Below are 12422 nucleotides of genomic sequence, written 5' to 3'. Positions count from 1 at the left end.
CGACGCGGTACCACCCACACGAACCATCCCCGGATCTTGAACCGACTAATCAGTCCAAGAACCGGGGACCAGTCCACCGACACTGCGCCTCCAGGCCGTCGGCGGTCACGTCACGGGCGTGACGCGCCTCGCGGACGTCAGCTCGCGGGTGTCGCGTGCACCAGGAACTCGACGGAACCGGCGTCGTCGACCTTGACGAACCCCAGGCTCGGGGCCTGCACGCCGTAGTCCGAGAAGGTGATCGGGACCGAACCGGAGATGTCCACGCCGTCGCCGTTCAGGCCGACCTGCAGCTTCGCGGTGACGTCCTTCGCGACGCCGTGCAGGGTGAGCTTGCCGGCAGCCGTCACGGTCGTCGTAGCGGAACCGCTCGGGACCGCGTCGGCGATCGGCTCGGTGAGTTCGAAGGTGGCCTCGGGGAAGGCCGCGGCGTCCATCGCGGAGTCGCGGAAGTAGGCGTCGCGCTGGTCGGAGTCGGTGGTGATGTCGGCGACCTGCACCGTGATCGTCGCGGCGGTGATGCTCGTGCCGTCGACGGTCGCGGTGCCGGAGACGCTGTCGGTGCGGCCGGTGACGGTGACGTCGGAGCCGTTCAGGACCTCGTGGACGCGGTACCCGGCCTCGGAGTCGCCGCCGACCGTCCACTCGCCGGACAGGTCCGTGTCGTCGAGGGTGGAGGCCTCGCGGGTGGCGGCGACGGACGGCGCGGCCGAGGCCTTCGCGTTCTCGGTGCTCGTGTAGACGTTCGTGAAGACCACCGCGCCAACGACGCCGAGGACGACGACGGCGGCGATGACGGACATCCAGATGACGGCCTTGCGGCGCTTGCGCGGGGTGTCGGAGGTCACGAAATGAACGGTGACACGTCATGCTCGGGAGAGCCTGAGATCGTGGCAGTGATCGCCCCCCCGATCCGGCCGCTACGCTCGTTCGGTGCAGAGGACCTCGACCCGGTGGCTCGAACTCGCCAGCTTCGTCCTGGCGTTCGTCGCCGTGCACGGGTTCCTGTGGTGGCTGACCCTCGTGTCGGCGAACCTGCCGCTCGGTGACGTGACCATCACCTACAGCCGCTGGATCGAGACCGGGCGGACCGCGGACTTCTGGGTCGGTATCGACGGCGCGTGGGTGTACCCGATCCTGGCGATCGTGCCGATGGCGGCCGCGGCGCTCGGGGGAGTCGCGTCCATCGGCACCGGCTGGCTGCTGCTGATGGTGCTGCTCGACGCCGTGGCGTGCGCGTTCCTGTGGCGGTTCCGGGCTCGTGTGGGGTCGTCCGACCGCTTCGGCGTGCACGGCGTGCGGATCGTCTGGTGGTGGCTGCTGTTCCTCCTCGCGCTCGGACCGATCGCGCTCGGTCGGATCGACACCGTCGCGACGGTGTTCGCGCTGGTGGGCGTGGCGTTCGTGGCCTCGAGGCCGGCAGTCGCCTCGGCACTCTTCACGGCAGGCGCGTGGACGAAGGTCTGGCCTGCGGCGCTCGTCGCGGTGCTGCTGCTCCAGCGCCCCGGACACCGCCGCGGTGTGCTCGCCGGGGCGCTGGTGCTGACCGCCCTGATCGTGCTCGTGGACGTGCTCTGGGGCGGGGTGCCGTACCTGCTGTCCTTCGTCGGTGAGCAGACCGGCCGTGCACTGCAGATCGAGTCACCGCTCGCGACGCCCTTCATGTGGGCCGCAGCCTTCGGCGTCCCCGGAGCGGCGGTGTTCTACGACCAGGAGATCCTGACGTTCGAGGTGTCCGGTGCCGGCACGTCCGCAGCCGCCGCGGTGTCGACGCCGCTGATGGCCGTCGTCGTGGTGGCCGGGGTCGTGCTCGCGCTCTGGGGCGCACGCCGGGGTGCCCGTCGGGCCGAACTCGCGCCGGTGCTCGCGCTGCTGTTCGTGGCGGCGCTCATCGCGACGAACAAGGTGGGGTCACCGCAGTACATCGGCTGGTTCGCGGTGCCGATCGTGTGGGGGCTCGCGGCGGGCACCCCGAGTGCGCGTCGGTTCGTGCCGATCGCGGTGCTCGCGCTGCCGATGGCCCTGCTCACGCAGCTGGTCTACCCGGGCTACTACGACCAGTTGCTCACCGTGCAGCCGTGGATCCTCGTCGTGCTGACGCTGCGGAACCTGCTCGAGGTTGCGATCCTGGTCTGGAGCGTGGTCGTGCTGGTGCGGATGGGGCGGGCTGCAGGGCCCGGACGGGTGTCGGCGCGCTCGTCGCCGTCCGTGCGCGACCAGCCCGAGCCGGGCAGGATGGACGCATGATCGTCGCCTTCTCCGTCGCTCCGTCCGGTGGTCCCGCTGCAACGTCCGACGGGTCCGTGCACGACGCCGTCGCGGCCGCTGTCCGCGTGGTGCGCGAGAGCGGGCTGCCGAACCGGACCTCGTCGATGTTCACCGAGATCGAGGGGGAGTGGGACGAGGTCATGGGCGTCGTCAAGCGCGCGACCGAGGTCGTCGGCGAGTACGGCACGCGGGTGTCGCTCGTGCTCAAGGCCGACATCCGCCCCGGACACACCGGCGAGATCGACGGCAAGCTCGAACGGCTCGAGGCCGCGCTCGGCGAGTAGCGGTCAGCGGCGCCGACGCGGACGCCTCCGGCGACGAGGGTCGGTGCCGAAGACCGCGGCGACCGTCAGCAGGACGAGGCCGGCGACCGCGAACACCACGACGATGACGATCCCGACCGGGTCGGTGACGTCCTCGCAGTTCGCGGGCGCGCCGGCGGCGCAGGAGGCCAGGACAGTCGTGGCGGTGGGCACGTCGTCATCCTGCATCCTCGCCGCGGACGACACGCCGGAGCCCTCCCTCGGATGTCGGTGGTCGGGTGTCTCATGGTCTGCATCGAGCCACCTACGGTGGCCCCGAGACGATGATGAGGAGCGCGTGATGATGCACGACGGCTGGTGCCCCGACTGCGACCTGCGAACGGTCGTCATCGACACGGACGAACACGGCGACAGCGCCTGGGCGACCTGCGCGGAGTGCGGCACCGGATGGGTGCACCGCGACGAGCTGCCCGAGCCCGCAGTCGCTCCCGCACGTCCGGCCCACGCGGCGCGTCAGGCGGCCTGACCTGACGCGCTGGCGGGCCGATGATCGTGCTCGCGGCAGGGGCTTGCCGCTGGGTCTGACCCGAGTGTCGCGCTGACGGGCACTTCACGTGTCGCAGACCGCGTGAAGTGTCCGCCGGGCCGAGAATCGCGCCGAGCCGCCGAGCCGCCGACCCGCCGACCGCTCCGGCGTGCGCAGCGTGGTGACCACCGGGCGCTGACCGACTTCCGTTGGGGCTTTGGAGCGGTCTACACTGCGAAGGCCGAGTGATCGACACCGCCCGGCCAGTCCCGTTCGCCGCTGAACCCGGACCGGCACTCCCCGCCGTGACCGCGCTGCCCGAACGGCAGTCCCGCTGTGACGGCCGCCCAGACCCTCCCGTCACGAGAACAGGCCCCATGTCACAGCTCACGCCTGCGCGTCGCACCCTCGCGCTCATCTCGCTCGCCCTCGGCGGGTTCGCCATCGGCTCGACCGAGTTCGTCGCGATGGGGCTGCTGCCGAACATCGCGCAGGCCTTGCTCCCCGAGCAGTACGGCATCGACCCCGACGCCGGGATCGCGCACGCCGGCTGGCTCGTCAGCGCGTACGCCCTCGGGGTCGTCGTCGGTGCGCCGACCATCGCGGCGATGTCCGCTCGTTTTCCGCGCAAGGGCCTGATCCTCGTGCTGCTCGTCGGGTTCGTCGTCGCGACGATCGCGAGCGCGCTGCTGCCCTCGTTCGGCCTGGTGCTCGTCGCCCGCTTCGTCGCGGGTCTGCCGCACGGCGCCTACTTCGGCATCGCGTCGATCGTCGCCGGCGACATGATGGGCCCGGGCAAGCGCGGCAAGGGCATCGCGATGGTGCTGCTCGGCCTGTCGGTCGCGAACGTCGTCGGGGTCCCGGCGATCACCTGGGTCGGGCAGGTGGCCGGTTGGCGGGTCGCCTACGGCGTCGTCGCCGCGCTGTTCGCCCTGACGTTCCTGGCCGTCGCGGCCTTCGTGCCGAAGAGCGCCCGCGACGAGCACGCCACGATCGGCCGTGAGCTCCGGGCGTTCCGCGTGCCGCAGGTGTGGATCGTGATGGGCCTCGGCGCCGTCGGGTTCGGTGGGTTCTTCGCGGTGTACTCGTACATCTCGCCGCTCGTGCAGAACGTCACCGGCATGCCGGAGTCGTTCGTGCCGATCGTGCTCGTCGTCGTGGGCATCGGCATGGTCGTCGGCGGTGTGCTCGGCGGACACCTGGCCGACCACAGCGTGAAGCGCACCATCTACGTCGGCATGTTCGCGCTGATCGGGGCGCTGCTCCTCACCGTCCTCACGGCCCAGTGGCTCTGGGGCATGCTGCTCGGCGCGTTCCTGCTCGGGGCGACCTCGTCGGCGATCCCGCCGGCGGTGCAGTCGCGCTTGATGGACGTCGCGGGCGACGCTCGGACGATCGCGGCGGCGCTGAACCACTCGGCGTTCAACATCGGCAACTCGATCGGTGCGGCCCTCGGCGGCGCCGTCATCGCGGCCGGCTTCGGGTTCCTCGCACCGGGCTGGCTCGGCATCGGCCTCGCGCTGCTCGGTGTGCTGGTGACGATGGTGAGCTACGCGGTCGAGCGGCGGAGCGCCCGTCGCGCGTCGCTGCGCTCCTCGTCGCCGTCGACCGGCCCGATCACCGCACCGGTCCCGACGGCCTGACCCGCGGGGTGCGCGACGCCCCCACCGGACGGGAGGCCCGTGGCGACGCCGCCACGGGCCTCCCGTCCGTCCGGTGGGTGCGGGAGACCGTCCATGGTGAGCAGAAATGGTCGGGTCCCGTGACGGGACCCGACCATCTGTGCTCACGAAGCGCAGCACGAAGCACAGCGTGCGCGCGGCGCTACAGACCCAGGGGGCTGCCGTCCTGCACGATGATGCCGTCGGTGATCGCACGCTTCCGGAGCGCCACCTTCGTGCCCACGTCGAAGCCGGCGACGCGGTACTTCTCGCGGATGCGCTTGAGGTAGCTCTTCGCGGTCTCCTCGGAGATGCCGAGCTGGTAGGCGACGCTCTTGACGGGCTCGCCACCGCCGTAGAGGGCCATCACGCGACGTTCCTGGGCGCTGAGCTTCGGGACACCGCCGACGTCACCGCTGTTGATGGCGAGGTCGAGTTCGGCCGAGACGTACTGCTCGCCGCGCTGGGCGGAGCGGATCGCCTCGACGATCATGTCGGCGTCCTCGCTCTTGACGAGGTACCCGAGGGCGCCGGCGCCGAGGGCCTCGCGCACGACGTTCGGCTCCGAGTACGTGCTCATCACGACGGTCTTGACGCCCGCGGTCTTGAGCGTCGAGATCTTCAGCGACACCGGGATGGAGTCCTTGAGGTCCAGGTCCAGCAGCACCACGTCGACCGGGAACGCCGGGCTCGTCAGGAGCTCGGGCCAGGTCGTGACGGCGGCCACCAGGGTGATGTCGTCGGCGGCGTTCCGGATCCACTCCGTGAGCGCGCCGAGGAGCATCCTGTGGTCGTCGACCAGTGCGAGTCGGATCGGTTCCTCTGGAGTCGCCATGCTGGCGTCCTTTCTCGGTGCGGATTGCACGGCCGATCCTAGGAGGATGCGGGCCGGAAGTCGGTGAGGCGTGCGGGTGTCCGGCGGCTACATCGACGGATGTCGGTTCACGACGCAGTGCGCGACGATGTGCAGCGTGCCGTCCCGGACGGTCTCGGTGTACGGGCCGATGCGCTGCAGGGCGCTCCAGGCCGTCGGGCCGAGGCTGCGCCGGGGCACCCCGCGAGACTCGATGACGACGGGCACGTCCATGGTGTCGTCGCTGACCGGGTGCCCGTCGGAGCCGATCGGGCCGAGCGTGACGGAGACGACGGGCATGCCGGGCTGCGCGGTGCGGCCGTCGCCGACCATCTGCCAGATCGCCTGCAGCAACCCGTCGCGCTGCGTCGGGGAGAGGTGCCCGGCCAGGGCGGTCGGGTCGGCGACGCTCACCGAACGCCCGAGGTGGTCGGACTCGGTGATGGCGTGGTAGAGCCAGGTCTCGCGGCGGCCCTCGATCAGGTGCAGTCGGAGCTCGGTCGCGAGCGACGCGGCGACGGAGCTCGAGGCGTCGGACAGCGGCAGCGGATCGGTACCGTTCGCGACGGCGTCGAGCAGCTTCTCGGCGGCCAGGTCGAGCCGGGCGAGTTCGTCCGAGGCGAGCATGCCGACGGCGAACTGCGGCGCCTGCACGTTGCTCTGCACGAGCACCCGGTCGAGTTCGCGCTGCACGAGCTGGCGGAACCGCTGCACGACGTACAGCGCGAGTGCCGGTGGCACGACGACGAGCGACAGCAGGGACACGATCCCGGGCATGGTGTCGTGCGTGATCGGCGTCGACGCGACGGCCATCACGATGAACGCGATGCCGAGCACGCCGATGGCGGCGGCGACCTCGCGGGCGGGCCGGAGCGTGGCGATCGGCAACAGGGCGAAGCCCGCGGCCATCGAGGCCGTCGCGGTGTGCGCGATGTCGTGCTCGGGCCAGATGCCGATGAAGTCGAGCGTGACCACGCAGGCCAGCACCACGCAGATCAACGCGAAGGCCAGCCCCGTCAGCCGTTCGCCGTAGGTCAGGACGCTGAGCCCGACCCCGACGGCCGCGACGACGTAGAGCGCCCAGGCGACGGCGGGCAGCCACGGGTCGGAGTACTCGTTCCAGCGCACCAGGAAGAAGGCGATGCCGGCGGCGGCCTCGATCGCGGTGAGCACCGCCGCGCCGAGGCCGAGGTAGCCGGCACCGAGCGAGGCGCCGGGCTTCGCGGCCTGACGCAGGGACCGGGCGCCGGTGGACGTCGAGGGGAGCCCCCTGGCCTGGCGGCGTTCGCTCGTACGGTAGCGCTCCCGCGCCTCGCGGCGGGTGCGGGGTGCGGGCGGAGTGGTCTCGCCGGGCAGGCTGCGGCCGATGGTGTCCTCGGGGACCCGGGTCATCGCGGTGCCTCCAGGACGACGGTGGTGCCGGAGCCCGGCGCGGAGAAGAGCTTCGCGTCGCCGCCGACCTCGCGCAGACGGTTCACGACGCTCTCCTTGAAACCGAGTCGCTCGGCGCTGACGGTGGTGAGGTCGAAGCCGACGCCGGAGTCGGTGACCATCGCACGGACGACCTCGTTGTCGTGGACGATCGTGACGTGCGCCTCGCCGACGCCGGCGTGGCGGCGGACGTTCTCGAGGCACTCACCGAGCGCGAGCAGGAACGCGTCGAGCACGTTCGTCGGCAGCAGGACCTGGCCGGTGCCGTGCCAGCTGACCTCGAGCCCCATCCGGCCGAAGCGCTGCTTGACGGACTCGAGGGTCTGCCCGAGCGGCGACTCTTCTTCACGGGTGAGCGAGTAGTCACCGGACTGCGAGGGCTGCGGGGTCGCGCCGAGGCGCAGGTGCCGCAGCAGTCGGGCGTCCTCGGCGGCCTGCTCACGCATCGCCTGCTCGGAGACGCCGACGCCGGAGTGTGCCAGCAGCGTCAGGGTCGCGAGCACGGTGTCGTGCAGCAGGCGGGCACCCTGGCGGCGCTGCGCCTCTGTCTCGCTGGCCTGCCGTTCGGCACGGTGGGCGGTGCCGATGCTGTAGATGCGGCGGGCGACGCGGGGGATGCTGCGCGAGATCCAGATCGCCACGACGGCCATCAGAACCCACCCGAGCAGTGCGCCGCTGACCGGGGTCGACAGGAGTGAGCCCGATCCCCAGACCATGAGCACCACCACGGCGCCGCCCCCGGCGATGGTGATGCCGAGACCGACCGGGTGCCCGCGCTGCGCCATCAGCGGTGCCGAGAGTCCGCCGGCGGCCAGGGGCATCACGGCGCTGGCGACGAGGGGCCGCGCCGAGTCGTCGACGCCGGTGAAGAGCAGCACCATCGTGGCGAGCCCGGCGACGACGATGGCGGCGGTCCACCACACTTCCCCGCCGCGGCCGAAGCACACGAGGGCGGTGATCATCGCGGCGATGCAGAGGAGTGCTCCGGTCAGGGACAGCGCTGGCACGGCGGCGGCGGAGACGATGCCCACGACGCTGACGAGCGCGCAGACGATGCCCACGACACGGGTCGCCGACCGCAGCAAGCGGTCGCGTTCCTGTGCGATGAAGTCCATCGATGTCCTGGTTGGTGACGATCTGGGTGGTGCGGGAAACCGAGCGTCGGTCAGTGCCGCGCTCCACGCCATCATTCCACGCGCGGCACCCGTTGGGGGGCCTCCGGCGCGCCGTAGGTGGCGGCAGGCCCCGGTCAAGACTCGAGCAACCGCCGCAGGTGCGCTCCGACCTGCTCGTGCTCGATGAGGAACCCGTCGTGTCCGAACTCGCTCTCGATCACCGCCGCGGTGTCGCCGTCGAGCCCGTCCGGCACGCCCGCAGCGATCCGGTGCTGGTCCTCGATGGGGAACAGTCGGTCGCTCGAGATCCCCACGACCAGGGTCCGCGCGGTCACGAGCCCGAGGGCCGCCGACACCCCGCCGCGCCCGGCACCGACGTCGTGCGAGTCCATCGCGTACGTCAGTGTCACGTAGCTCGAGGCGTCGAACCGCCGGGTGAACTTGTTGCCGTGGAAGTCGAGGTAGCTCTCCACCGAGAACCGGCCGTCGTCGCCGAGCGGGGAGACATCGCTCTGCCAGGACCGCGCAAAACGGCTGTTCAGCTCGTCGGAGGCCCGGTACGTCATCAGCGCCATCCGTCGGGCCAGCGACAGTCCGCGGTGCGGGCCCTCGCCGGCGTCGGCCTCGTAGTAGTCGCCGCCGGCGAAGGCCGGGTCCATCTGGATCGCGGCACGCTGCAGCGAGTTCGCGGCGATCTGGTCGGCGGTGGTCTGCGCCGTGGACGCGAGGACCGCCAGCCGCTGCACGCGCGCGGGGTGCGAGACCGCGAACTCGAGTGCGTGCATGCCGCCCATCGACCCGCCGACGACCGCCGCGAAGGTCTCGATGCCGAGCCGGTCGGCGAGCTGCGCCTGCACCTCGACCTGGTCGCGCACCGTCACGAAGGGGAACGTCGAGCCCCACTCCGCGCCCGTCGGTGACACCGACGACGGTCCGGTGGTGCCCTGGCAGCCGCCGAGCATGTTCGGCGCGATCACGAACCACCGGTCGGTGTCGATCGCCCGGCCGGGTCCGACGACGTCGCCCCACCACCCGGCGGTGCGGTGGCCCGGGCCGGGAGCGCCCGCGACGTGTGAGTCCCCGGTCAGCGCGTGCAGGACGAGCACCGCGTTGTCGCGAGCGGCGTTGAGCGTGCCCCACGTCTCGTACGCGACGCGCACGGACGGCAGGCGGCCGCCGCGCACCCACTGCTCGCCGAGCGACTCGAAGTGGCGTGCACCCGGGTGGTCCCCGGGACGCCAGGCACCGGTCACGGGCGGCTTGCCGAGGGTGCCGAGCTCGGTGCCGGGCACCAGGGTGGACGGCACGGAGTCCTCGGGGGTCGTCTGCCAGTCCATCGTGCGTCCAGTCTGCCGGGAGGCGCGGCTCGCCGCCGCCGTGTTACGTCACGCCCGGCGCGTGGCCGGGCTCCGGGCCGCGCTCGCCGTTCCGTGCGTGCGCATGTTCCGACATCGTGCGCGTCGTTCGACTCGTGGATCGTCGCACCGTGCGCACGTACCGGATGCGTGTGCAACGAACGACGTCCCACGCGTCGATCGACACGTGGGACGTCGCAACATGCGGGCGCATCGGGCAGGCGAGCACGCAGCCGGCGGCGTACCACCCCTACGCGCGCTGGCTCTCCTGCGCGGTCGCCCGGGCCGCGGCGAGCCCGGCCTCGAGGTCGGCCTTCAGGTCGGCGATGTTCTCGATGCCGACCGACAGGCGGACCAGGCCGGGGGTGACCCCGGTGGTGAGCTGCTGCTCGGGGGTGAGCTGCGAGTGCGTGGTCGACGCCGGGTGGATGACGAGCGAGCGGACGTCGCCGATGTTCGCCAGGTGCGAGAACAGCTGCAGGTTGTCGACGAACGCCTTGCCCGCGGTGACCCCGCCCTTGAGCTCGAACGACAGCACGGCGCCGACGCCCTTCGGCGCGTACCGGTTCGCGGCGGCGTACCAGGGCGACGTCGGCAGTCCGGCGTAGGCGACGGTGGCGACGTCGGGGTGCTGGTCGAGCCACTCCGCGATCTCCTGCGCGTTGGACACGTGCCGCTCGATGCGGAGCGACAGGGTCTCGATGCCCTGCAGCAGCGCGAACGCCGTGTCCGCCGAGTTCGACGCACCGAGGTCGCGGAGCAGCTGCACCCGGGCCTTCACGATGTAGGCGAGCTCGTTGCCGACGGCCTCGGCGAAGACCGCACCGTGGTACGACGGGTCGGGCGTGTTGAACTCCGGGAACCGGTCGGTGTGCTCGGACCAGGCGAACTTCCCGCCGTCGACGATGATCCCGCCGATGACCGTGCCGTGGCCGCCGAGGAACTTCGTGGCCGAGTGCACGACGATGTCGGCGCCGTGCTCGAACGGACGGATCAGGTACGGCGTCGCGATCGTGTTGTCGACGATCAGCGGGACGCCGGACTCGTGGGCGACGTCGCTGACGCCCGTGATGTCGAGGACGTTGATCTTCGGGTTGCCGATGGTCTCGGCGAAGAACAGCTTCGTGTTCGGTCGGACGGCGCGGCGCCACTCCTCGAGGTCGTCCTGGTCCTCGACGAACGTCGTCTCGATGCCGAGCTTCGCCAGCGTGTACTTGAACAAGTTGTACGTGCCGCCGTAGATCGACGACGACGACACGATGTGGTCGCCCGCACCGGCGATGTTCAGCACCGCGTAGGTCTCGGCAGCCTGGCCGGACGCGACGAGCAGGGCCCCGGAACCGCCCTCGAGCGCGGCGATCCGCTGCTCGACCACGTCGTTCGTCGGGTTCATGATCCGGGAGTAGATGTTGCCCGGCTTCGCGAGCGCGAACAGGTCGCGCGCTTCGTCCGAGTTCGCGAAGACGTACGAGGTCGTCTTGTAGATGGGCGTCGCTCGGGCGCCCGTGGTCGGGTCCGGCTGTGCGCCGGCGTGGACCTGGGCGGTCTCGAACTGCCAGGCGGCGGCGTCGTGCTCGGTCATCTTGGTGCTCCTGTCCGGTGCGGCTGGTCGTCGGGTCGCCTTGCGCTCGGCCTGGAGGCTCGGCGTTGCTGTGCGTCGGGTGTCACGGTACGCAGGCGGCCGGGCCCGCACCACCGCACCCGCCTCGGGACGTAACGCAGCCGCCGGGCCCGCCCCGCGCCTCCAGGCCAGGATGGTGCCCGGGGCTGACGGCGGCGACCACGGGGATCGGTCGCGGCCTGCCGCGACGTCGCGCGCTGCCGACTGAGCGCAGCGGGGACGACTGCTTGCGCGGAGATGTCACGCGTCGCGGCGGAACAGCCAGTCGACCTTCGGCTCGAGCAGCCACCGCATCCCGCGCCGCACGAAGGGCTGCGCCAGGAACAGACTGACGACACACGCGATCACGACCATGAGGAGCACGAACGGCCAGGCCGAGTGCTCGCCGGCCAGGACACCGGACTCCCGGATCGGGTAGAGCACGAACGTGTGGAGCAGGTAGACGTACATCGTCGCCGCGCCGAACTGGGTGATCCAGATGTTCCGACGGGGGATGAGCACCAGGAACGACGCCGTCAGCAGGGTCGCGAGCAGCATCAGGCCGAAGCGCACCGCACCCGCCCACCAGGCGTCCTCGCCGAGCCCCGAGTAGGAGTCGTCGTAGAAGAACCAGTGGTGCAGGTCGAACTCCTTGAACTGCGGGATCCAGACCGCGCAGGACACCGCCCACGCGGCGAACACCACGACGGCGGCGATCCGCACCCGGACGACTGCGCGACGGGACGCCTCGTACCAGCGGTCGAAGACGCCCCACTGCTTGACCTGCCAGCCGAGCAGGAAGAACGGCAGCAGGCTGATCGCGCGGGACAGCGAGAGCGTCGAGTCGACGTTGTCGAAGTAGCCGACGCCGATGCTGAACACGACCGCCCAGAACAACGGCCACCGCAGCTGCGCCAGGTACGGCAGGATCAGCTTGAAGATGCCCAGGGCCAGCAGGAACCACAGGGTCCACGTCGGCTTCGTCGGGTTGAAGTCCTTGCCACCCTCGACGATGCCCTGCACCACGGTCCAGATCGTCTGCATGATGATGTACGGCACGACGATGTCCGTGATCGTCCGGCGCATCCGCTTCGCCGTCGGGGTGTCGGCCGACGAGAAGTAGCCGCTGATCACGCCGAACGCGGGCATGTGGAACGCGTAGATGAACGTGTAGAGCGCCAGGGCGTGCTCGCTCGCCGGCGTCTGCCGCTGGATCGCGTGGCCGATGACCACGAGCGTGACCGCGACGAACCGCGCGGTGTCCCACATCGGGATACGGCGCGGGGCTCGACCGGGCTCGAGCTGCGTCGCCGGGGCCGAGGGGGCGGGAGGGGCGGCATCCGTCGTCAT

The 12422-nt window shown here is 71.1% G+C and carries 12 protein-coding genes; 4 read left to right on the top strand and 8 right to left on the bottom strand.

Annotated features, from left to right (window positions below; genetic code table 11):
• Positions 1-137 precede the first annotated feature (137 nt).
• Positions 138-848 carry a YceI family protein gene (locus DEJ17_RS15575; protein ID WP_110895086.1) on the bottom strand — a complete coding sequence of 237 codons (711 nt, stop codon included), beginning with the start codon at positions 846-848 and terminating at the stop codon, positions 138-140.
• An 85-nt stretch (positions 849-933) separates the two neighbouring features.
• On the opposite strand from DEJ17_RS15575, the gene DEJ17_RS15570 reads away from it, so the two are divergent.
• Positions 934-2247, top strand: a complete 1314-nt coding sequence (locus DEJ17_RS15570) for a glycosyltransferase 87 family protein (RefSeq protein WP_110895085.1) — start codon at positions 934-936, stop codon at positions 2245-2247.
• A complete protein-coding gene (locus DEJ17_RS15565) occupies positions 2244-2552 on the top strand; it encodes a thiamine-binding protein (protein ID WP_110895084.1) in 309 nt (102 codons plus the stop codon). The genes DEJ17_RS15570 and DEJ17_RS15565 overlap by 4 nt, the downstream gene beginning before the upstream one ends.
• Positions 2553-2555: 3 nt before the next feature.
• On the opposite strand, the gene DEJ17_RS15560 is transcribed toward DEJ17_RS15565, so the two are convergent.
• Complete coding sequence (locus tag DEJ17_RS15560; protein WP_146239739.1) at positions 2556-2744, bottom strand: hypothetical protein; 189 nt, start codon at positions 2742-2744, stop codon at positions 2556-2558.
• Positions 2745-2871: 127 nt separating this feature from the next.
• On the opposite strand from DEJ17_RS15560, the gene DEJ17_RS15555 reads away from it, so the two are divergent.
• Positions 2872-3057 (top strand): hypothetical protein, encoded by a 186-nt coding sequence (locus DEJ17_RS15555; RefSeq protein WP_110895082.1) that lies wholly within the window; start codon positions 2872-2874, stop codon positions 3055-3057.
• Positions 3058-3434: 377 nt separating this feature from the next.
• The gene (locus DEJ17_RS15550) at positions 3435-4700 is read left to right on the top strand and encodes an MFS transporter (RefSeq protein ID WP_110895081.1); all 1266 of its coding nucleotides are present in this window, start codon (positions 3435-3437) and stop codon (positions 4698-4700) included.
• Positions 4701-4881: 181 nt separating this feature from the next.
• On the opposite strand, the gene DEJ17_RS15545 is transcribed toward DEJ17_RS15550, so the two are convergent.
• From DEJ17_RS15545 to DEJ17_RS15520, 6 genes are all read right to left on the bottom strand, one after another.
• On the bottom strand, positions 4882-5553 hold the full coding sequence (locus DEJ17_RS15545; protein WP_017888182.1) for a response regulator transcription factor: 672 nt from the start codon (positions 5551-5553) through the stop codon (positions 4882-4884).
• A gap of 87 nt (positions 5554-5640) precedes the next feature.
• Positions 5641-6963: a hypothetical protein gene (locus tag DEJ17_RS15540; RefSeq protein WP_110895080.1), complete on the bottom strand. Its 1323-nt coding sequence runs from the start codon at positions 6961-6963 to the stop codon at positions 5641-5643.
• On the bottom strand, positions 6960-8117 hold the full coding sequence (locus DEJ17_RS15535) for a sensor histidine kinase (RefSeq protein WP_110895079.1): 1158 nt from the start codon (positions 8115-8117) through the stop codon (positions 6960-6962). The genes DEJ17_RS15540 and DEJ17_RS15535 overlap by 4 nt, the downstream gene beginning before the upstream one ends.
• 134 nt (positions 8118-8251) lie before the next feature.
• A complete protein-coding gene (locus tag DEJ17_RS15530) occupies positions 8252-9454 on the bottom strand; it encodes a homoserine O-acetyltransferase (RefSeq protein ID WP_110895078.1) in 1203 nt (400 codons plus the stop codon).
• 268 nt (positions 9455-9722) lie between these two features.
• Positions 9723-11054: a bifunctional o-acetylhomoserine/o-acetylserine sulfhydrylase gene (locus tag DEJ17_RS15525; protein WP_110895077.1), complete on the bottom strand. Its 1332-nt coding sequence runs from the start codon at positions 11052-11054 to the stop codon at positions 9723-9725.
• Between the two features lie 279 nt (positions 11055-11333).
• A complete protein-coding gene (locus DEJ17_RS15520; protein WP_110895076.1) occupies positions 11334-12422 on the bottom strand; it encodes an acyltransferase family protein in 1089 nt (362 codons plus the stop codon).

This window comes from Curtobacterium sp. MCSS17_011, from assembly GCF_003224275.1.
Taxonomy (GTDB): domain Bacteria; phylum Actinomycetota; class Actinomycetes; order Actinomycetales; family Microbacteriaceae; genus Curtobacterium.
Note: the sequence above shows the minus strand (reverse complement) of the source record. Positions and strands in the feature narration are given on the sequence as shown.